19 protein-coding genes and 1 tRNA gene are annotated in these 19828 nt (G+C 55.1%); 13 read left to right on the forward strand and 7 right to left on the reverse strand.

The genetic code is table 11. The features are described from left to right. Together CKX93_RS08465 and acuI are read left to right on the forward strand one after the other, a co-directional pair. A partial coding sequence (locus CKX93_RS08465; RefSeq protein WP_240076669.1) for an iron-sulfur cluster assembly scaffold protein occupies window positions 1–120 on the forward strand: 120 nt, incomplete at its 5' end. Window positions 121–215: 95 nt separating this feature from the next. Beyond that, window positions 216–1241, forward strand: a complete 1026-nt coding sequence (gene acuI, locus CKX93_RS08470; RefSeq protein ID WP_076756270.1) for an acrylyl-CoA reductase (NADPH) — start codon at window positions 216–218, stop codon at window positions 1239–1241. On the opposite strand, the gene CKX93_RS08475 is transcribed toward acuI, so the two are convergent. Next, window positions 1195–2007 carry a mechanosensitive ion channel family protein gene (locus tag CKX93_RS08475; RefSeq protein ID WP_076756271.1) on the reverse strand — a complete coding sequence of 271 codons (813 nt, stop codon included), beginning with the start codon at window positions 2005–2007 and terminating at the stop codon, window positions 1195–1197. The two genes, acuI and CKX93_RS08475, sit on opposite strands and share 47 nt — an antisense overlap. A 96-nt stretch (window positions 2008–2103) precedes the next feature. Here CKX93_RS08475 and CKX93_RS08480 point away from each other — a divergent pair, with 96 nt between their 5' ends. Next, window positions 2104–3978 carry a hypothetical protein gene (locus CKX93_RS08480; protein ID WP_076756272.1) on the forward strand — a complete coding sequence of 625 codons (1875 nt, stop codon included), beginning with the start codon at window positions 2104–2106 and terminating at the stop codon, window positions 3976–3978. A 2-nt stretch (window positions 3979–3980) separates the two neighbouring features. Here the strand turns inward: CKX93_RS08480 and CKX93_RS08485 are convergent. Together CKX93_RS08485 and CKX93_RS08490 are read right to left on the reverse strand one after the other, a co-directional pair. Then, a tRNA-Leu gene (locus tag CKX93_RS08485) sits at window positions 3981–4067 on the reverse strand. 15 nt (window positions 4068–4082) lie between these two features. Continuing rightward, window positions 4083–4844: a GntR family transcriptional regulator gene (locus CKX93_RS08490; RefSeq protein ID WP_076756273.1), complete on the reverse strand. Its 762-nt coding sequence runs from the start codon at window positions 4842–4844 to the stop codon at window positions 4083–4085. A 321-nt stretch (window positions 4845–5165) separates the two neighbouring features. Here CKX93_RS08490 and CKX93_RS08495 point away from each other — a divergent pair, with 321 nt between their 5' ends. The 3 genes from CKX93_RS08495 to CKX93_RS08505 are packed head-to-tail and all read left to right on the forward strand — an operon-like array spanning window position 5166 to window position 7984. Further along, window positions 5166–5948, forward strand: coding sequence for a (Fe-S)-binding protein (locus CKX93_RS08495; RefSeq protein ID WP_076756274.1), 783 nt, complete (start codon window positions 5166–5168; stop codon window positions 5946–5948). Between the two features lie 4 nt (window positions 5949–5952). After that, window positions 5953–7362 (forward strand): LutB/LldF family L-lactate oxidation iron-sulfur protein, encoded by a 1410-nt coding sequence (locus CKX93_RS08500; RefSeq protein ID WP_076756275.1) that lies wholly within the window; start codon window positions 5953–5955, stop codon window positions 7360–7362. After that, entirely contained in the window at window positions 7355–7984 is a 630-nt protein-coding gene (locus CKX93_RS08505; protein WP_076756276.1) for a LutC/YkgG family protein, read from the forward strand. Before CKX93_RS08500 ends, CKX93_RS08505 begins: the two co-directional genes overlap by 8 nt. Before the next feature lie 35 nt (window positions 7985–8019). On the opposite strand, the gene CKX93_RS08510 is transcribed toward CKX93_RS08505, so the two are convergent. Next, window positions 8020–9072 (reverse strand): hypothetical protein, encoded by a 1053-nt coding sequence (locus tag CKX93_RS08510; RefSeq protein ID WP_076756277.1) that lies wholly within the window; start codon window positions 9070–9072, stop codon window positions 8020–8022. 225 nt (window positions 9073–9297) lie between these two features. Here CKX93_RS08510 and CKX93_RS08515 point away from each other — a divergent pair, with 225 nt between their 5' ends. Then, window positions 9298–10170, forward strand: a complete 873-nt coding sequence (locus tag CKX93_RS08515) for a transporter (RefSeq protein ID WP_076756278.1) — start codon at window positions 9298–9300, stop codon at window positions 10168–10170. 112 nt (window positions 10171–10282) lie between these two features. Here the strand turns inward: CKX93_RS08515 and ppk2 are convergent, their stop codons facing one another. Together ppk2 and CKX93_RS08525 are read right to left on the reverse strand one after the other, a co-directional pair. Further along, a complete protein-coding gene (ppk2, locus tag CKX93_RS08520) occupies window positions 10283–11155 on the reverse strand; it encodes a polyphosphate kinase 2 (RefSeq protein ID WP_084178730.1) in 873 nt (290 codons plus the stop codon). Window positions 11156–11319: 164 nt separating this feature from the next. Beyond that, window positions 11320–11733, reverse strand: a complete 414-nt coding sequence (locus CKX93_RS08525; RefSeq protein WP_234982857.1) for a DUF302 domain-containing protein — start codon at window positions 11731–11733, stop codon at window positions 11320–11322. Between the two features lie 210 nt (window positions 11734–11943). Between CKX93_RS08525 and CKX93_RS08530 the strand changes: the two genes are divergently transcribed. The 3 genes from CKX93_RS08530 to citF are packed head-to-tail and all read left to right on the forward strand — an operon-like array spanning window position 11944 to window position 15594. Continuing rightward, on the forward strand, window positions 11944–13380 hold the full coding sequence (locus CKX93_RS08530) for an aldehyde dehydrogenase family protein (protein WP_076756291.1): 1437 nt from the start codon (window positions 11944–11946) through the stop codon (window positions 13378–13380). A 3-nt stretch (window positions 13381–13383) separates the two neighbouring features. Then, entirely contained in the window at window positions 13384–14133 is a 750-nt protein-coding gene (locus CKX93_RS08535) for a glucose 1-dehydrogenase (RefSeq protein ID WP_200799846.1), read from the forward strand. A 39-nt stretch (window positions 14134–14172) separates the two neighbouring features. After that, window positions 14173–15594: a citrate lyase subunit alpha gene (citF, locus tag CKX93_RS08540; RefSeq protein WP_076756280.1), complete on the forward strand. Its 1422-nt coding sequence runs from the start codon at window positions 14173–14175 to the stop codon at window positions 15592–15594. Between the two features lie 31 nt (window positions 15595–15625). Here citF and CKX93_RS08545 read toward each other — a convergent pair whose 3' ends face one another. Beyond that, on the reverse strand, window positions 15626–16534 hold the full coding sequence (locus CKX93_RS08545) for a LysR family transcriptional regulator (protein WP_076756281.1): 909 nt from the start codon (window positions 16532–16534) through the stop codon (window positions 15626–15628). A 181-nt stretch (window positions 16535–16715) separates the two neighbouring features. On the opposite strand from CKX93_RS08545, the gene CKX93_RS08550 reads away from it, so the two are divergent. The 3 genes from CKX93_RS08550 (at window position 16716) to CKX93_RS08560 (ending at window position 19817) form a co-directional block, all read left to right on the forward strand. Then, window positions 16716–17231 carry a DUF1097 domain-containing protein gene (locus CKX93_RS08550; protein ID WP_076756282.1) on the forward strand — a complete coding sequence of 172 codons (516 nt, stop codon included), beginning with the start codon at window positions 16716–16718 and terminating at the stop codon, window positions 17229–17231. 191 nt (window positions 17232–17422) lie between these two features. Continuing rightward, window positions 17423–18886 carry an aldehyde dehydrogenase family protein gene (locus tag CKX93_RS08555; RefSeq protein ID WP_076756283.1) on the forward strand — a complete coding sequence of 488 codons (1464 nt, stop codon included), beginning with the start codon at window positions 17423–17425 and terminating at the stop codon, window positions 18884–18886. Between the two features lie 55 nt (window positions 18887–18941). Further along, entirely contained in the window at window positions 18942–19817 is an 876-nt protein-coding gene (locus CKX93_RS08560; protein WP_076756284.1) for a transporter, read from the forward strand. Window positions 19818–19828: the final 11 nt, after the last annotated feature.

A 19828-nucleotide genomic window follows, 5' to 3' on the forward strand; every position in this document is an offset into this window, starting at 1 on the left:
GAAGAGCTGGCTTTGCCGCCGGTGAAGATCCACTGTTCGGTCTTAGCCGAAGACGCGATCAAGGCTGCCATCGACGACTACCGCAAGAAAAACGGCACAGCCGTCAGCGAAGTCGCCTAACGTAAAAACGGGGACAGACCCCTTTTTTAGGGGTACGACCCCGAGGAAAAAAGGGGTCTGTCCCCGTTTTTTGGTTTTTTGCTAAGCTCGCGCCTATGAATACTTATCGCGCTCTAGTGCTCACCAAAGACGAGGCCGGCGTCCACGCCGCCCTTCAAACCCAAGAAGAATCACAGCTGCCCGAAGGCGATGTCACCGTGGATATCGCCTGGTCAACGGTGAATTACAAAGATGGCCTGGCGATCACCGGCAAAGCCCCGGTGGTGCGCAGCTACCCCATGGTGCCGGGCATTGACTTCGTCGGCACCGTGACCGCCAGCCAGCATGCCGATTGGCAGGTGGGAGACCGCGTCATCCTGAATGGCTGGGGTGTTGGCGAAGGCCACCCAGGTGGTTTCGCGCAAAAAGCCCGCGTCAACGGCGATTGGCTGGTCGCACTCCCCGAGACGATGAATGAACGCGATGCGATGATCATCGGCACTGCCGGTTACACGGCGATGCTCTGCGTGCTGGCCTTAGAAGCCCAAGGCGTAACTCCCGACCAAGGCGAGATTTTAGTGACTGGCGCTAGCGGCGGCGTTGGCAGTATCGCTGTCATGCTGTTAGCCGGACGTGGCTTTACCGTGGTGGCCTCAACCGGGCGCCTCGCAGAAACGGATTACCTCAAGAGTCTGGGTGCCAGCGAAGTCATCGATCGTCACACCCTATCCGAGCCCGGCAAGCCACTGGCAAAAATGCGCTGGGCCGGCGCCGTGGATACCGTCGGCAGTCACACCCTAGCCAACGTACTCGCATCCACCCAATATGGCGGCAGCGTCGCTGCCTGCGGTCTGGCCCAAGGTATGGACCTGCCGGCCACCGTCGCCCCCTTCATCCTGCGCAGCGTCAAACTCATCGGCGTCGACAGCGTCACTGTGCCGCGGCCTCAGCGCGAGCGTGCCTGGGCATGCCTGGCCAAAGAACTCGACGCCAACAAACTGCACAGCGTCGCCACGGAAATCCCTCTAAGCGGCGTTATCGATTGCGCCGAAAAAATCATCGCCGGACAAGTGCGCGGTCGCACTGTGGTCAACGTTAATCATGGTTGTAGTGATGAACGTCTCTCTGCGGGAACGGAATAGAGCAGCCAGCCGCTTCAAGCTCGGACTTAAGTTGCTCCAGTAACTGGCCGCGAGTCGGCCAAAATTCGGAAGACTTCACCCACGGACGCACCGCGAAATCCACACTGGATTCACCCAAGTCCATCAACATAATAGTGGGCTCAGGATCATCGAGTACATTCGGGTGATTCTGCAAAACCTTTTCAATCACCGAGCGCGCCACCTTCAAATCATCATCGTAATGCACGCCAATCACCAGATCGATGCGTCGCGTGGCGTAGGCTGAAAAGTTGGTGATGTTGCTGCTGGTGATCGAGCTATTACCCACCACAATGTGGCGGTTGTCAGGCGTTTGTAGCTCGGTGTGGAAAATTCCCACGCTTTGCACTGTTCCAGCAACCCCGCCAGCATCCACGAAATCGCCTTTGGTAAAGGGTCGAAACGCCACCAACATGATGCCCGAAGCGAAATTGCTTAAACTGCTTTGCAATGCCAAGCCCACCGCCAAAGCGGCGCCACCAAGAATAGCCAGCAGCGGCGTGATAGGGATGCCCAGGTAATTGATGGCAATCAGAATCACCATCACCAACAACAATACTGAGAGGATGTTGCTGACAAACTGAATGAGTAAATCATCCAGATTCCGGGCTTTCATCACGCGGCCCAGGCCATTCACCAGCCGCTTGCTCACCCAGCGGCCGAAAATAAAGATGGCCAAAGCGCCCAGAAGCTTCAGGCTGTGATCAATCCAATCGATATTCACAACCCACTCAGTCAGCCAATCCATTTAAACTCTCCTTAGAATCAATCAGGCTATTGTAGCCATACGACAAACGCGAAAGCATCACATGATTGCATTAATTCAAAAGCTGAACAGGCCGCTGTGGCAGTGAAATTCTGGCAACGAAAAAAGGCAGCAACAAGCGACGAGCAGTCCAGCCTGCAAATTGAGACGGTCGGTCACAGCCGCATCGCCCAAATCAGTGCCAGTGCGCGCAAGGTCCCGTGGCTGTTCAATTTTCTGCAGCTGCTGTGGGTCGCCGGGCCAGTGACCTTCATCGCCATGCAAAGCGCCTACAAGCTTGGGTTTGGGGAGTTTGCCCCAGCTCGAAACGTCATTTACTTCGTTTTCTTCACTTTATTCCTAGGTTCTATTGGTCTAGGCAGTAAATTTGTCTCCGTGGCTTTCACCCAGCCGCGTACCGAGCGCTCCGCAGAGCGTTTGCGTCAAGCCATGAATTGGCTGCCTGATCTGCTTTTCGCGATCCGCGATATCGATCAGGCGCGAGAAGATCCTGGCCGCCGGCGACTGCTGGCCGCGGCAACATTGCTCCAGGAGGTCGAGCTCGGTCCCGATGGGGTCGCCTTGGCTGTTGAGGAGATCACCGGCGATGCCAGTTTGGCGGGGGCTGCCCGGCAAATTGAGCTCTATCGGCGCTTGGGTCTGAGTTCGCGGGTAGCTGATCTTATTGAAGCCTCAGCCGATGCGCGCTTGCATGCCCTCAACCAGATTCATCAAACCATGCCGGAAATCGCGGATACCCTGCGTGATCGGCTGATGGGCACCAGTCCGCGCCGGGAGGAGGGTGTTGCGCGCCGCGAAGGCTTTGTCGAGCGCCTATTGGCAGCGGCCGATCAAGAACAACCCGAAGCCCTGCCGCTGGCCGATATCCAGGAATTGATTGTCCTGCTGTTTGAGCTGATCAACGGTCGAGAAATTCGCTATTTGCACTTCGAATGGCAAGGCTCGTGGGAAGTAGCCAGAAGAGTCGCCGATGTTGAAACCGCGCGCAGTCGCTACCGGCTTGCCCAAACCCGCATGGATAATCGCCTGCGTCATTTGGGCTATCGGCTGCTAGGTTGGGGGGAGCCGCCTTTGAGCCGAGCAGATATTAATGGCCCGGTGGTGCCATTGGCCTATCGTATCTCCGAAGCCCTCGTGGCTTTACTCAGGCAACGGCCCCGTTCAGGCACACCGCTGGCGCGTCAGGTCACTGAGATCGCCCGCCTTCTACAAAAACTGCGCCATGATCGTCAGCGCTGGCTGCAAGCCGGTAAGCAGTTTAAACAGGCTTTGCACAAATGGCAGGCGGTGCAAGCCAAAGCCCATGCCAAACTCCCCGAAGAGGCCGGAAAAAAACCGCTCTTGGCTGGCCTGAGGCGGGCTCCTGGCTTACAGATTCAAGAGGCGGTTATTGGCTGGGCCGATGAACAGAAGCTGGAGTTTGCAGACGCGCTATGCAGCTTGTTAGAGCAATTTGAACTGCACATGGACTCAGGAAACCTGAGCTCAGGGGGCAGCCCCATGGGCCCTGAAGACATCCAACGCCTGGGGCTGGCCTTACTGGACTTGCTGCAACAATCCTTGGATCTAGGCGACCTAGCGGTGCAGCGGGCGATCCAAGCGGCGCCAGCGGCCTGGATGGGTGGTCTGCATTCGGTGGTGGGGGCCGACGCTCGTGCTGGAGTGGCAGCGGCTGCGGTCAAAGATGTGCGCCAAGACATGGGCCGCATGGCGGAAAGATTGGCGGCTCAGTGGGTGACTTGGTATCAGTTGCCACTCTCAGCCTCATTACGCGAGCAGCTGGTGCATGAATATCAGGCCAACGCCGAACGTCTGGAAATGCTGGCCAACCGCCCTCAAGACAGCGAGCGGCCACCGCCGGATCCCACGGCCATGCAAGCCGCTCGTGCGGAGGTTATGGAGAATCCTTTGTGGGATAGGCTGTACGCATTGGCGAGGCGCCTGGCAGACTAAAATGGTGCGGGTGGCCGGACTCGAACCGGCACGGCCTTGCGGCCTTCAGATTTTAAGTCTGATGTGTCTACCAGTTCCACCACACCCGCGCCGCGCACAGTATATCAGCCCAGACTGGAATTGGCTCGAGCATTATTCAGGTACGCATAATTTTGCGTATTCACCCGAGAAATCCGAAATTCCACCGGCTCATCGTCAAAGCTCAGGGCCGTGCGCTCGATACGCAGTACCGGTTGGCCAGCCTTCAGTCGCAATAAACCGGCGTCTTCAGCGGATGCGAGGTCAGCCATCAAGCGTTCTGTTGTGCGTACCACATGCATGTTGAATTGCTCCTGATAGAACTGATAAAGCGAGCCCTCGTTTTTTTCTAATAGGGGTCGACTCATACCGGTGACGCGTTGCCTGTCGATATAGGCGTCATAAATCTCAATGATTTGTTGATCGATGAGCAAGGCATTGCGGATACGAATTAAAGGGCGATTTTCGGGGAGCCTAAGCGCTTCATTGGCTCTAGGTTCATCCGCTATGTCAGCGAAATCAATGAGCTGCCGATGGGGTGGGGATTTTTGTCCGTCGCTATCGATGAGATGGAAGAAATGACGAAAAAAGCGCTCTTTGGAATGCGCTTTTATAAACGTGCCAAGTCCCTGATGACGCGAAAGAATATGTTCGCCAACGAGCTTATCGACGGCCTTACGTAACGTTCCAATGCTAACCTGAAATTCAGCGGCGAGATCCAGTTCGTTGGGGAGCGCTTCATAGACCGACCATCTGCCATGCGCGAGGTGACGCAGAATTTCATGCCGGACATGTAAGTAGAGAGGCACCTGATCCGTTGGCGGCAAAGCCTTTTGACTCCTTGGCATTAAATGATCCTTTATATTTTTGTTGGTCCTGTCGCCATTAAATAACAACACAAAAAGTAAGTATTTGACGAGCCTCAGCTAAACAGGTCAAGTTGCCTCTCGCTTGGTGTTTGTTTTGCACGACCAGCTTTTGAGGGCCACCGTCTACGCCAAAGCCAAGGGCGCATGATCAGCGACGCGCAAATCCCTTTTGAACCATACGACATGGACGGGATTCAAGGCATTTCGCATTCAGCATTTCCCCTGTAAGCTGGTGCCAATAGGTGTCGTATCGCGACTGAACACTGGCGCCAAGAGTGTCGGAACCGGACTAAGACGATAATGCCTCTAAACACTGAAAACCAGCGGCATCAAGACAAACCCATCGTGGCTTTGTTTGTCAGTTGCTTGGTGGATTTATACCGCCCATCGATTGGTTTTTCTGCGGTCGAGCTTTTAGAGGCCGCCGGTTGCGAGGTACGCGTTCCCTCCAACCAAACCTGCTGTGGCCAGCCGGCGTATAACAGTGGCGATAATGCCCTGGCTGCCAAGATCGCTCGCCAAACCATCGAGGCGCTCGCCGATCATGATTACGTGGTGGTGCCCTCAGGAAGCTGCGCCGGCATGCTGCACCACTATACGGCGCTTTTTCGCGACGACCCGGTTTGGTCAAAACGGGCCGAGGATCTCAAAGCCAAGACCTTCGAACTCACCGATTTTCTGCTCAATCAACGCGGACTCAAAACCGTCAGCAGCCAGTTTGATGGGGTCGTGACTTATCATGACAGCTGTTCGGGGCTGCGTGAGTTGGGTATTAAAACTCAGCCTCGAGCCTTGCTCTCCAGTGTCAGCGGATTGGAGCTTCGAGAGATGGCCGATGCCGAAGTTTGCTGCGGGTTTGGCGGGCTGTTTTGCGTGAAATACCCCCCGATCTCCGGGCGCATGGTTGATAATAAGGTGCGCGCAGCGCTGGCCACCGGTGCCGATGCCTTGCTCGGCGGTGACCTAGGCTGTTTGTTGAATATGGCCGGAAGACTGCGGCATGTGGGCGCCAATATGCGCGTTTATCATGTCGCCGAGGTCCTGGCGGGGCAGGCCACGGGCCCCGGTATTGGTGAGGTGTGAGGCGATGACCAAGCGCTTTCAGTTACGGGTAGAAAAGGCCCTAAACGATGAACATCTAGGCAAAGCCCTGGGCCATGCCCGCGATGGCTTCGTGGTCAAACGCCAAAACGCCATCGATGCTTTCCCCGAGTTTGAACAATGCCGTGAACAGGCGGCCAAGATCCGCGCCCATACCCTGGCGCACCTCGATGACTACCTGCTGCAATACGTGGAGAAAGTCGAGGCACTAGGCGGACAAGTGCATTGGGCACCCACGGCGGCCGATGCCCGGCAGATTATTCTCGATATTTGCGCCGCCGAGAAGGCCAAGGTCGTCACTAAGGGTAAGTCCATGGTCTCCGAAGAGGTGGGGCTAAATCCGGCTTTGGAAGAGGCGGGGTATGAGCTGGTGGAGACCGATCTGGGTGAATACATCATCCAACTCGCACACGAGCCACCCAGCCACATCATCGCCCCGGCAGTCCACAAAACCCGCGAACAGATCACCGAGTTGTTTCATCAGCATCATCAGGCGCTGGGCTATACCGAAAAAGTCACCAGCATTCCCGGCCTGGTCAATGAAGCCCGCCAAGTGCTGCGCCAGCAATTTCTCAGCGCTGATGTGGGCATTACCGGCGCCAATTTTCTGATCGCAGAAAACGGGGCAGGGGTGATCGTCACCAATGAGGGCAATGGCGATCTAACCATGAGCCTGCCGCGGGTGCACATCGCCATCACCGGTATCGAGAAAATCGTGCCAACGCTGGATGATGTCAGCGTGTTACTGCGCGTTTTGGGGCGCAGCGCCACCGGTCAAAGCATGACCAGCTACACCACGTTTTTTGCCGGGCCACGCCGCGATGAGGATGCTGATGGGCCCGAGGCCTTCCACGTGGTGCTGGTCGACAATGGCCGCAGCCAAATGCTGGCCGATCCCGAGTTTCATGACATGCTGCGCTGTATTCGCTGCGGTGCCTGTCTCAATCACTGTCCGGTTTACGGGTCGATCGGCGGCCATGCCTATGGCTGGGTCTACCCCGGGCCGATGGGCTCGATTCTGACGGCGCGTTACCAAGGCTTGGATCATGAGCCGGATCTGCCCAATGCCTGTACCTTGAATGGGCATTGTGCCGAGGTCTGCCCGGTGAAGATTCCCTTATCCGAGCTCATGCGGGGCTTACGTCGCCACCAAAATGCCCAAGGCATGCAGGCCAGGCCAGCGCGCTGGGGCTTGGGACTCTGGGCCGCCTTGGCGCAGCGACCGCGGCTGTATCGCATGATCAGTCGTATCGCGGCGGGCACTATGGCGCGGGCGGGTAAACAGGGCGTGCTGCGGAGCTGGCCGCTGGCTGGTGGTTGGTTTGCTGGCGGACGCGACTTGCCCAAGCCCCAAGGAAAAACGTTTATGGATGTCTGGAAGAAGCGCAATGGCTGAGAACAGCGCTCGCGATCGCATCCTCGCCGACATCCGCGCGGCGTTGCGCACCACCCCGGCGGACAAACCGCCGCCGCCCGCCGCCATCGCTCGCCCGAGCTTCAGCGATAATGATCGCTTTCGGGCTTTCGTGCAGCGTTTAGAGGCTGTCGCCGGCACCTGGGAGGAGGTGGCCAAAGCCGCCGATGTTCCCAAGGCCGTGGCCGCTTATGCTGCGCAGCATGAACTGGAGAAGCAGGTTGCAGTGGCACCTGCTTTGGCACACCTAGATTGGGATGCGGCCGGCCTCAAGATCGATACCCAAGCACCAGCGCCGGCCCGGCAGCTGGGCTTGACGGAAGCTGTTTGCGCGGTCGCAGAGACCGGAACGCTCGTGCTTTCCTCCAGCGCCGACCACCCGACCACACTCAATTTCCTGCCCGAATATCACTTAGTGGTGATGCACAAAGACAGCTTGGTGACCCACCTTGAGGATGCCTGGCAGCTCATGCGCCAACATCATCAAGTGTGGCCGCGTACGGTGAATCTGGTGACCGGGCCTTCGCGCACCGCCGATGTCGAACAAACGATTCAACTCGGCGCCCACGGCCCGCGCAGCCTGCACGTACTCATCGTCGCCTAGCCAATTCCAGCGGCTGCAGCGGCTGCCCGCATCGCCTAGTTGTTGAAAAAGCCGCGCGCGCCGGTGGCCAGCACTTCCGGATGCGCCAACATCAGCTCGCTACTCAAGCCCTTCTGCAGATAAAAATCATCGCCGCGGTAATTCGGCGCCGGGTTCTGCCGCGTCATGACGCGTATCACACACGAAAAGCCATCCTCTTTTTCCGCATGGCGCAGCGCATACAGACTGAAGTTGAAGCTGAAATACCCCAGATGTCCGAAATAGGCCAGCACATGCGACAGGCCAGCGGCAAGCTGGCTAATGTCCTCATACGACAGCTCGAGAAAATCACCTTGAGTTTCATGGATGCCCATCAGCTCATTGCTGCCCAGTGGCGCATAAGCAGCTAGCCAATGCCATGGCCCGGTGGCGGCGATATAGCGGCTCTGTTTTTCCTGCTCCTCTTTTACGAGGCAAGCGTGATAGGGCTCGCCATGGCGTGATTGCCATTGTTGGCAGGCCGCCGCCAGCTGCGCTTGGTGTTGATAGGGCTGGCTACTGGCCAGCATCTGAAAATGTGGGTGCAACTGGCTCGCACCGGCGGGCGGCAGATAATTGCTGTGCACGCTCAGCCATCGATAGTCAGGATTCTTGCGGTCGCTGGCGCGGGCCACGTTTTGCAGCGCCAAGAACGCATCGCGTATCAAAGCCGGGTCGAACTCCTCGAGCCGCAAGAAGTGCTTGCGCGAGATAATCGCGACGCTGTGCGACCCCGCCAAAGCAAACAGGTTGGGAAACGCCAGCGCCTCACCGACCCGCACGTCGCCAGCATCGATGAAACCGTCGGGATAGCGCGCCAATAAGTGCTGACGAGCGCTGCAAAACAAGCAGTTCTGCTCCGTGTCTTCGGCCAGCTTCTTCAACCAAGCCTCATCAACATCGCCCAAAAATACCTTAAGTCCATCCTCAATTGCCGGGTTATACACACTCGTATGCCCCAGCAAAGGATCCCTGAACACCCGCACCCGCTGCCGCTCAAACGTGAAGTTATTCAGCGGATTCAGCAACTCAAACGCGTCCTCCCACTGCTCAAACTCAATCAGGCTCATCACCACCTCCCAAAAACCGGGACAGATTTATTTTCCGCCCCAAACGGGGACAGATTTATTTTCCGCCCCACCAATATCAGCCAGCCCCAATCATAACTCCATCACCATCACCACATTAACCCTGGGGTACGACCCCAATTGGGGTCGTACCCCGCGCCAAGCGATTGGGATCGTACCCCGCAATGTGCAACACTAATTTCTACGCATTTTCAGTTATGATTGGGAATGCGCTTCAAAATCCTAATCATTGCGATCTTTATCGGGTTTTTAGGGCCGCAATCGGCGGCTCTCGCTATTGACCTCAACCCCGGTGACGTGCGCGCACCACCCGCCGGTTTAAAGGCTTTGCGACTCACTTATCAGCACAGTCAGCTGGATAATTCCGATGCCAATCTCAGCTTTCGCAGCGAGCAACTGCAAGCGCGCCTGGGTGGGGCGTTTACCCTAGGTGAGATGCCAGCTTATGCGTTTGTGCAAGTACCATTGGTACGCAATACTGATCAAAGTGGCAATCCCAATGTTCCCGACGTTGGCAGCGTATCCGGGTTGGGTGATACCAGTCTGGGGCTGGCGATCTGGCCCCATGCCGACCCGGTGCAGCGCACCTACTTTGGCCTTGCTGCTTACCTATTTCTGCCCACCGGAGATTATGACGCCGAGCGCCTTTCTTGGCTGAATCCTGGCGCAAATCGCACCAGCCTGGCGCTTCAGGTCGGCTATGAGCGTCCCTTGTTACCGCGCTTACAGTGGATGAGCGCCGCAGACGCATTATGGTTTGGCAGCAATGATGCATGGGGTGCGGACCGCCAAAAACGCCAGCAAAAACCGCTGTATTCGGCACAGACCGGCGTGCAGTATTTATTCCCACGGGGTCAGACCCTAGGCGTTGCCTATCTCTACAACGCAGGCGGGGCCGCGCGCGTCAGCGGTGGCGACTACCAAAATCGCCTAGAAAATCAGCGCCTGCAAATCACCGCTACCTGGCCAGTGCCCGCCAGAGCCGGCTTTGTCAGCCTGCAGTACGGAACCAAGCTCAGCGCCCAAGCAGGCTTCATCGAAGCCCAGCGCTGGAACCTCAGCTGGATTCAACTGTTCTAAAAAAGGGGACGGATTTATTTTTGTGGGACTCCCAACCCCCAACCCCCAACCCCGAGTGGGGCTCGTACCCCATCCGAACTCCAACGTAACCAAAAATAAATCTGTCCCGGTTTTAGTAGATCCCGGGGACGAAGGTTTGGTCATCTTTGGGCGGGCGCATGTAGCCCGTGGCTTTGGGGCGCGGTGCGAGCTTGCCGGGATTGGGGATGACGTCCTCATAGGGGATCTGCGAGAGCAGGTGATGAATGCAGTTAAGGCGGGCCCGGCGTTTGTCATCTGATGGGACCACATGCCAAGGCGCGTGTTTGGTGTCGGTGTAGGCAAAGGTCTCATCCTTGGCCTTGGAGTATTCCTCAAACAACTCGCGCGATTTCAAATCCATCTCCGAGAGTTTCCAATGTTTCTTGGTATCGCGAAGGCGAGCCTGAAAGCGTCGCTCCTGCTCCTCATCGCTGACCGAAAACCAGTATTTCAACAAAATGATGCCTGAGCGCTGCAGCATGCGCTCAAATTCGGGGGTGCTGCGCATGAACTCAGCATGTTCCTCTTCGGTGCAAAAACCCATCACCCGTTCTACGCCAGAGCGGTTGTACCAGGAGCGGTCAAATAACGCGATTTCTCCAGCTGCCGGAAGATGGGCCACATAGCGCTGGTAATACCACTGGCTGCGCTCACGCTCGGAGGGTTTGGGCAAAGCGACGATGTAGCACACGCGCGGGTTGAGGTGCTCAGTAATACGCTTAATCACACCGCCCTTGCCTGCGGCATCCCGACCCTCAAATAAAATGCATACGCGCAGACCTTTGACCCGAACCCACTCCTGCAGTTTGATGAGCTCTTCCTGCAAGCGCAGCAATTCATGCTCATAAAAGATCTTTTCCACCCGACCTTTCTTGGTCAGCGGCACATGTTTAGGTACCAGCGGCCCGCCATTGGATGCACTCACATACTCAATCGCCGGTTTGGCTTTTTTCATCTCGCTCATGTTTTCCCCGTTTCAAGTGGGGTACGACCCCATCATGCCCCCGTGGGGTCGTACCCTTTTTTATTTAGCGAACACTACAAAGCATGTTTCGAGGGAGTTCAAGGGTAACAAGGAGGTATATCAGCAGGGTGGTTGATCGCAGTTCTTGTATCACTTGATTTAAGTTAGATGGCGTCCACGGCGGATTTGAGCATGTCGCCCACCGCCCCGGCAATCTCACGCAATTCTGAGTTATCGATAGCTGTCATGGAGGCCAGAGGGTCAATGGCGCTCACTTCTACGCCGCCAGATACCTCGCGGAGAATCACGTTGCAGGGCAGCATGACGCCTACATGTGGCTCAACACTGATGGCCTTATGCGCCATCTGCGGGTTACAGGCGCCCAAGATCCGGTAGCCCGAAATATCCACGCCCAGCTTATTTTTTAGGGCGGCAGAGACATCAATCTCGGTCATCACCCCAAAGCCCACTGCCGACAGCGCTTCACGGGCACGGGCATCCGCTTGATCCAAAGTGACGTTGGGTAGGGTGCGATGAAAAGCATAGCTCATGATGATGACCTCAGTGACTCGTTGCATTCGACACCGCAGTCTACCGTAGCAACCCAAAAAGCAGCAAAATTGGGGACGGATTTATTTTTCCGCAAGAAAAAATAAATCCGTCCCCTTTTTTGCAAGCCTTCTCATTCTGCGAAGGCAAGGTTCTCCCGTTTTGAATTCCAGCACGCCCCTGACTGAGGTAATTTAATGGCATGCTAGCGATTTAAAGCCATGAAGACGGGGAATTACGTGAAGAAACTATATATCGGAGGCCAGTGGGTTGATGCCGCCGGGCAGCAGACTCTGCCCGTGATAAATCCATCTACGGGTGCGATCTTTGATCACGTAGCGCGTGGTAGTCAGGAAGACATTAATGATGCCATCGCAGCGGCTCGTGGCGCTTTACAGGGTGCCTGGGGGCAGACCACAGCCCTGCAAAGAGGGCGTTGGCTGACGCAGCTAGGCCAGAAAATCTTAGAGAATCTCGGCACGCTAACCGAGCTTGAAGCCAAGGATACGGGTAAGCCGCTGGCCACCGCCCGCAACGATGTCACGGTGTTGGCGCGGTATTTTGAATTCTACGGCACCGCTGCCGATAAAGTGCATGGCGAGGTGATCCCTTTTGAGAGAGATTACGCGGTGACTTTGATGCGTGAGCCCCTTGGGATCACCGCGCACATCATCCCCTGGAATTATCCGGCGCAAATGATTGGACGATCGGTGGCTCCAGCGCTAGCCATGGGCAATGCGACCATACTCAAGCCAGCGGAAGACACCTGCCTGTCCGCGCTTTTTGTCGCATCGTTGGCGCAACAAGTCGGGCTGCCTGATGGCGCATTCAATGTCGTGACCGGCCTCGGGGAGGAAGTAGGGGCGGCTTTAGCCAGCCACCCGGAAATCGATTTCATCAGTTTCACCGGCTCCAACGAGGTCGGCACAGCCATCCAAAAGGCCTGCGCGCATCGGCCAGTGAAATGCGTCCTAGAACTCGGTGGCAAGTCCCCGCAAATCGTTTTTGAGGACGTGAATGCTGATCGAGCCATCCCCATCATCGCTCGAGCCATCGTCCAAAATGCGGGACAGACCTGTACCGCGGGCAGTCGTTTGCTCGTGCAAAAAAGCATCTACGAAGACTTCGTCGCTCGTCTAGCTGAAGTGTTCAAAAAGCTGCAGGCGGGATCCTATGACATGGATCTGGACTGCGGACCGCTGATGAATCAAAAACAGTTGCAGCGAGTAGAAAACTATATTCAACAGGCAAAAGACGCAGGTATCCCAGTCATTGCGCAAGGGCGCATCCACCCAGAGGCACCCAAGTCCGGTTTCTATGTGGCGCCCATCATGTTCGGTCCCGTGCCCACTCAAGACCCATTGGCCCTAGAAGAGGTGTTCGGGCCGGTGCTATCGGTGATGGCTTTTGAGGATGAGGCCGATGCGATTCGTATTGCTAATGCCACCGACTACGGCTTGGTGGCCGGCGTCTGGACAGAAAATGGTGCACGCCAACAGCGAGTTGCGCGAGCCGTGCGCGCCGGTCAGATTTTCATCAATGCGTATGGTGCAGGCGGTGGCGTTGAGCTGCCTTTTGGCGGCACAAAACGCAGCGGTCACGGGCGGGAAAAAGGGCTTCTGGCGCTTGAGGAAGTCAGTTCTCCAAAAACAGTGGTGCATTATTTCGGAGAGTAAATCATGCGTTTAAAAAACAAAGTAGCCATTGTCACCGGAGGCGCATCGGGATTTGGCGCGGCCATTGTAAAGACCTTTGTGGAACAAGGCGCTAAGGTGGCCATTGCCGACATCAATGCCGAGGGGGCGCAGGCTCTGGCCAAACAGCTTGGCGATGATTGTCTGGGAATGTCCTGTGATGTGAGCTCCGGAGAGGACATCAATCGCCTGGTCAGAGCCACTGTGGATCAATGGGGTAGGCTCGATATCGTTGTTAACAATGCCGGAACCACGCATCGAAACCAGCCCATGCTCAATGTCGATGAAGCGACTTTTGATCGGATCTTTGCCGTCAATGTGAAATCCATTTATCTCATGACCCATGCCGTTGTCCCTCTCATGCGAGAGCAGGGTGCCGGGGTGATTCTTAATGTGGGCTCGGTCGCGGGCATCCGTCCCAGACCCGGTTTAACTTGGTACAACGCTTCCAAGGGTGCAGTGAATACTCTGTCCAAATCCATGGCAGCGGAATTGGGCGCTGATGGCATTCGTGTCAACGCCATCTGCCCCGTTCTTGGGGTGACGGGATTGATGGAGGCGTTTATGGGTCTTCCAGACACCCCGGAAAACCGCGCAAAATTTCTCAGTACCATACCCCTTGGGCGTCTGGCTGAGGCGCAAGATGTGGCCAATGCGGCGCTTTATTTAGCCTCCGATGAGGCCGCCTTCATCACCGGTGTGGAATTTCCCGTGGATGGGGGGAGGACGGTCTAAACCCTCTCCGACCTACGAGTATTTCGCGGGCCTCAGCTTATGGAAAAAAAGTTACTCGCCAATATCGAGTCGGTGCTTCGTGCTTGTGAGATACGCGATGGCATGACGCTCTCCTTTCATCATCATTTGCGTGATGGCGACCAAGTGTTGAATATGGTCATGCAGCGCGTGACAGAGCTAGGCATCCAAAACCTGCACATTGCTGCGAGTTCGATTTTCCCCGTGCATCAACCTTTGGTGGACTGCATCCGCAAGGGTGTGGTTTCTAGGCTCAGTGCCCCCTATATTGCTGGTCCGGTCGCCCAAGCGATTTCCCAAGGGAAGTTGGATGTCCAAGTCGTCATGCAAACGCATGGCGGCAGAGCCCATGCCATCTCCCAAGGTCGCCTGCCCATCGATATCGCCTTTGTGGGTGCGCCGACCAGCGACAATAAAGGCAACTGTAATGGCATCCAAGGAAAGTCTGCTTTTGGAGTGATGGGCTACCCCCGAGTAGATGTTCAGCATGCCAAAAAAGTCGTGGTGATTACTGATAACTTGGTGCGCTATCCCGCCTGCCCAGCGGAAATCACCCAGGAACAAGTCGATTTCGTGGTGAAGGTGGCATCCATTGGCAATCCTCAAGGAATCGTCTCGGGTTCAACTCGTGCTGCCACCGACCCTATGGCCTTACAAATCGCCCAAGACGCCGTCAATGTGATTCGCGCATCGGGCCTTTTAAAAGAGGGTTTTTCATTTCAGACGGGCGCGGGAGGCATATCGCTAGCCAGTTCTGGGCTACTGGCCGGTCTCATGCAGCGGGACGGCATTCGCGGTAGCTTCGCCTCGGGCGGGATCACTGGTTTCCTTGTAGATATGCTGAATGACAATCTGTTTGAAACGCTGCTGGATGTGCAATGTTTTGATTTGCGTGCGGTGCAATCCTATGGTCAAAACAGCCGACATCAGGGCATGTCCGCGGCGCAATATGCCAGCCCTGGCTCTCGCGGTTCCGTGGTGGATGACTTGGATGTGGTGATGTTAGGGGCTGCTGAAGTGGACCTGAATTTTAACGTCAATGTCACCACAGGGTCAGATGGACGGATACTGGGTGGCTCAGGGGGTCATGCAGATACCGCAGCGGGTGCGAAACTCGCCATCGTCACCACGCGGTTAAATGCGGGTGGTTTTGCCAAGATTGTCGATCAGGTCAATACCGTCACTACACCTGGTAGGACGGTGGATGTGGTGGTGACTGATCATGGCATCGCCGTTAACCCACAGCGCCACGACCTATCCTCTCAGCTCGCTGATTTTGGCTTACCGATAAGAGATGTAAGAACTTTGCGTGAGATTGCCTTGGCAGCCAGTTCAAAGCAGCAAGTACTCGCTCATGATGAAGCAAAGTTAGTGGCGGTTGTCGAAAATCGCGATGGCAGTATTCTCGACGTTGTAAGGGCGGTTTCAGAGCCGCTGGGCTAAGATCGAAAAAAGATAATTAAAAGGTAATTATCTAATCGATTTTGGTCTGATCAAGATCCGTGGTTCCTATTAAATGGGAAATCAAGGTTTTGGTTGGCGCGGAGAGTGCATTGATGCTGCGTACGCAAACATACATTTCTCTCGAGGTCCAATCCTCGTCCAACTCAATAAGCCGAAGCCCCATGCCTCGGCCAAATTCCTCTGCGGTTAATTTAGGTAACACGCCGATACCGATCCCTGCTTGCACAAATTTACATACGGCTTCAAAGCTACTGACTTGGACCCGCAAGCGTAGGGGTTCATCCAGTTCCTTGGCGGCTGCTGACAGCAAACCCATGATGGCCGTATCCCCGTCCAAACCAACGAAGTCATATTTCAGCGTTTCCGCAAAGGACACCTTTTTCGATGTCATTTCATGCCCCTTGGGGACCACGACGACTAGTGTGTCTTGGTGGTACGCAAAGCGCGTGATTCCCTCGCAACTTGGGCCATCCATGACGATGCCAAGATCGGCGTTCCCATCTCTGAGTGCTTGGATGATTAGGGAGCTCCGACTCTCCGTCAGTTCAATCTTCACCTCCGGGAAACTCTCGGAAAATACCGCCAACTCTTGGGGTAGGAATTGGGTGATGGCGGAAGTGTTTGCCTGGAGTCGAATATGGCCTTTGATACCGTTTAGAAAATCAGACATCTCTGCTTTCATCAACGACTCGCGATGCAGGAGGCGTCTCGCATGGTAAAGCAGGCTGGTTCCAGCGGCGGTAGGTTCGACTCCCTGAGCCGATCGGTACAACAGTTGAACGCCATAACAGTGCTCGAGCATCGCAATGCGTCGGCTGGCCGCGGCCAGAGCAATATGCGATTCGAGGGCCGCCTTGGAGATGCTGCGTCGCTCAACTGCACGAATGAAAAGATTCAAGGAAACAAGGTCAGGGAGCATAGAATTTGTCTCAATAAGTCGACAGCTGGGTCTGAGTTTTTTGAGCCCGGAAAAATATAAATAAAACAGTATCTATCTTGGCTCGATGTGTGTCATTAGCAATATATACAGTTCGTAATACTACCCGTTTTTCCAAATATTGGCATGAATTATTTTTAAATATCCAACAGGAGGCTTACCCATGAATGTGGTCTACGCGTTCGCAATTAGTGCATCAGTAATCGCTTCTATTACCACTTTGGCATTTTTGAGTTTTCCAGGCTTATTGATTTGGTGTGCCTTCATTGGTTGGGCCGCCTATCTTCAGTCCGGCGGCATCGCTTCAGTCATCTCTTCTGTCTCAGCGTCGATGTTGTTTGGTGCATTCATGGCTTGGCTATTTGCGGTTATTCTCTCTATGGGTGTACTGCCATTCGGGGTTCCCGTCGCCGCTGCGCTGATCGTGGCCGTTATGGCTCCGATTATGGTCATTGCACAAAAAATCGGCCTGCTGAGTGTGGTGCCGGCGACTTTCTATGGTTTTGCCAGCAGTTTTGCTTTTTTGGCACAGACCGACGGCGTCTTCAATCTCGATAGTCTGTTGTCCTTGAGTCTGGCGAACTCACTCATCATTGTGCCTGTTTCACTATTCATTGGCGTGTTTCTTGGTTGGCTACACGCAACCGCCGCCGGCATGCTGACTCAGCAAGCTGGGTAAGACTGTCAGCTTGAGTCGCTTGCTTTGGTTTAGAGATCGGCTAACCCACTAAAAAATCTCATAAAAGACCCCTTCGTTAAATGCGAAGGGTGGTCTGCCCACAAGGCAATTCCATTGCCAGGTGAACGCTGGCTAGACTCATTAATAATAATCATAAAAAAATCTAAAAACGCACCCAAGGAGATATGGACATGAGCAGTCAACCGAAGTTTGCATCAGCAGATCCCCGTCTTGCAGTTTTAGACCGCCAGTTCCGCCTATTAATAGACGGCAAGATGGTCAGCAGCAGCCAGACTTTCGATGTATTTAATCCCGCCAATAACGCCGTCATCGCTCAAGCGCCCGACGGAACCGTTGACCAAGTGGAACAGGCCATCCAGGCAGCCAAGCGTGCATTCAAGAGCTGGTCCCGTCTTTCCGCCGATGAGCGCGCGGACTATGTCACTCGCTATGCCAATGCTTTGGAAGCGCGTAAAGAAGAATTGGCCGCGCTGCTGACCTTGGAGCAGGGCAAGCCCTTTCACAGTATGGCAACCGGTGAAGTAGATGCCAGCATTTACTGGGTTCGAGAAGTGGCTAAGCGCCGCTTAGAGCCAGAAGTGATTGAGGACACCGATGAGCATGTGGTGGAAGTGCACCATACGCCGTTGGGCGTGGTGGGTGCCATCACTCCGTGGAACTTCCCAGTGCTACTGGGTTTGTGGAAGATCGCTCCCTGCTTGTTAACGGGCAACACGATGGTGCTTAAGCCCTCGCCCTACACGCCGCTCACCTCTTTGTTCTTCGGAGAGATCGCCGCTGATATCTTCCCTGCCGGCGTACTCAATATTGTTTCAGGCGGTAATGATATTGGCCAGTACATGACCACCCATAACGATATTGCCAAGATTAGCTTCACCGGCTCGACCGCCACCGGTCAGAAAGTGATGCAAAGCGGCGCCTGTAACTTAAAGCGAATCACACTGGAACTGGGCGGTAATGATGCTGCGGTCGTTCTGCCGGATGCGGAATGGCGTTCCATCATTCCTACCTTGTTTGATGCCGCCTTCGGCAACTCAGGTCAGTGGTGTATCGCGGTTAAGCGCCTCTATGTGCACTCCAGCATCCATTCTGAGTTCGTCAAGGCCTTTGTCGAGTATGCGCAAAGTAAGCGTGTGGGCGATGGCATGGATTCGAGTACGGATCTCGGCCCCATCCAAAACAAGATGCAGTACAACAAGCTGCTGAGCTTATTTAAAGACACCCGCGAGAAAGGCTACAAGTTTGCTTTGGGTGGTGAGATTGATGAAAGCCAGGCGGGTAATTTCGTCCCCGTGACCATTGTGGATAATCCGCCCGAAGACAGCCGCATCGTCAAAGAAGAACCCTTTGGCCCGATTTTACCGATCCTCTCATTCGATGACGTTGAGGACGTGATTCAGCGTGTCAATGATACGAGCTTCGGATTGGCAGGCTCCGTTTGGGGTGGGGATCGTCAGAAAGCTATTGATGTCGCTAAGCGCATTGAGGCCGGCACGGTCTGGGTAAATGAGATTCATATTCATGGCATCGATATCCCCTTTGGTGGGCACAAGATGTCAGGTATGGGTGTAGAAAATGGGCATGAAGGGCTGTGTGAGTTTACTAACAGTAAGACCTATATGTTCCGTAAGTGAAGTCTAATTAAATACAACTGAAATTATAAACTTTATAACGATGAGGAGATGGGCTATGAAAGGCTCAACGGGTAAGTTACGCCAACTGTTTTTAGCCGGCACGGCCAGTGCAGCACTATTTATGTCAACCTCAGCATCAGCGATTGATGTGGATGCAGGTGACTATCAAGCAGCACCCCCGGGCACCAATCTCGGCCTGCTGTACCTGCAGCATGCCAGCCGGGATGACCTGAATACGGATATCGGAATTTTGAGGTTGGTTCATTTCACCGAAATCGGCGGTATGGTTGCTGATCCGCAGGTTCTCATTCCGTTTGGTCGCGTCGACCCGCGCGGGCGCTTGGCAGAGTCAGATGGAAGTAGTGGGATTGGTGACGTGATTTTCGCATCCACCTTTTGGCCACAGAACGACCCCGACCGCGGTGTTTGGACAGGTTTTACTCCTTACCTGTATGTTCCGACCGGTGAGTACGATCGCAACAAAGAGACGCTCAATCTGGGCGAAAATCGTTGGAAGTTTAATTTGCAGGTTGCCCACGTTCGCCGCCTCTCTGAGCGTTTTTCCATTGACCTTGTGGGTGACGTAATGATTCACGGGGATAACAAGGATTTTGGTTCGGATGGGGTGACTCGCTCGCAGGACCCTCTGTACCAAGTTCAGGGTTGGTTGCGGTACCACACGAGTCCAACATCTGATTTGCGTTTCCTTGTGTCCCATGTGTGGGGCGGGGAAAACACCTTTGATGGCGTGGCTGCTGGGGACGAGGCTAGAGTCACGAAAGTGGGGATTGGCGGTTCCTTCTTTGTCGGCCCCAAGACTCAGATCATCGCCATTGCAGGCCGTGATGTAAGCGTCAGAGACCATCCTGGTTTGGCAGATGGTCTTAAAGAAGACGGTCGCGTCAACATCCGCATTCTGCGCATTTTCTAATCCAAAGCGTG

The organism is Ectothiorhodosinus mongolicus (assembly GCF_022406875.1).
Classification (GTDB): domain Bacteria; phylum Pseudomonadota; class Gammaproteobacteria; order Ectothiorhodospirales; family Ectothiorhodospiraceae; genus Ectothiorhodospira; species Ectothiorhodospira mongolica.

Bases quoted from the DNA above. Each gene is read 5' to 3' on its own strand.
- acuI (WP_076756270.1), top strand. From the start codon at position 216: ATGAATACTTATCGCGCTCTAGTGCTCACCAAAGACGAGGCCGGCGTC.
- CKX93_RS08475 (WP_076756271.1), bottom strand. From the start codon at position 2,007: ATGGATTGGCTGACTGAGTGGGTTGTGAATATCGATTGGATTGATCAC.
- CKX93_RS08490 (WP_076756273.1), bottom strand. From the start codon at position 4,844: ATGCCAAGGAGTCAAAAGGCTTTGCCGCCAACGGATCAGGTGCCTCTC.
- CKX93_RS08495 (WP_076756274.1), top strand. From the start codon at position 5,166: ATGCCTCTAAACACTGAAAACCAGCGGCATCAAGACAAACCCATCGTG.
- CKX93_RS08500 (WP_076756275.1), top strand. From the start codon at position 5,953: ATGACCAAGCGCTTTCAGTTACGGGTAGAAAAGGCCCTAAACGATGAA.
- CKX93_RS08505 (WP_076756276.1), top strand. From the start codon at position 7,355: ATGGCTGAGAACAGCGCTCGCGATCGCATCCTCGCCGACATCCGCGCG.
- CKX93_RS08510 (WP_076756277.1), bottom strand. From the start codon at position 9,072: ATGAGCCTGATTGAGTTTGAGCAGTGGGAGGACGCGTTTGAGTTGCTG.
- CKX93_RS08515 (WP_076756278.1), top strand. From the start codon at position 9,298: ATGCGCTTCAAAATCCTAATCATTGCGATCTTTATCGGGTTTTTAGGG.
- ppk2 (WP_084178730.1), bottom strand. From the start codon at position 11,155: ATGAGCGAGATGAAAAAAGCCAAACCGGCGATTGAGTATGTGAGTGCA.
- CKX93_RS08525 (WP_234982857.1), bottom strand. From the start codon at position 11,733: ATGCAACGAGTCACTGAGGTCATCATCATGAGCTATGCTTTTCATCGC.
- CKX93_RS08535 (WP_200799846.1), top strand. From the start codon at position 13,384: ATGCGTTTAAAAAACAAAGTAGCCATTGTCACCGGAGGCGCATCGGGA.
- citF (WP_076756280.1), top strand. From the start codon at position 14,173: ATGGAAAAAAAGTTACTCGCCAATATCGAGTCGGTGCTTCGTGCTTGT.
- CKX93_RS08545 (WP_076756281.1), bottom strand. From the start codon at position 16,534: ATGCTCCCTGACCTTGTTTCCTTGAATCTTTTCATTCGTGCAGTTGAG.
- CKX93_RS08550 (WP_076756282.1), top strand. From the start codon at position 16,716: ATGAATGTGGTCTACGCGTTCGCAATTAGTGCATCAGTAATCGCTTCT.
- CKX93_RS08555 (WP_076756283.1), top strand. From the start codon at position 17,423: ATGAGCAGTCAACCGAAGTTTGCATCAGCAGATCCCCGTCTTGCAGTT.
- CKX93_RS08560 (WP_076756284.1), top strand. From the start codon at position 18,942: ATGAAAGGCTCAACGGGTAAGTTACGCCAACTGTTTTTAGCCGGCACG.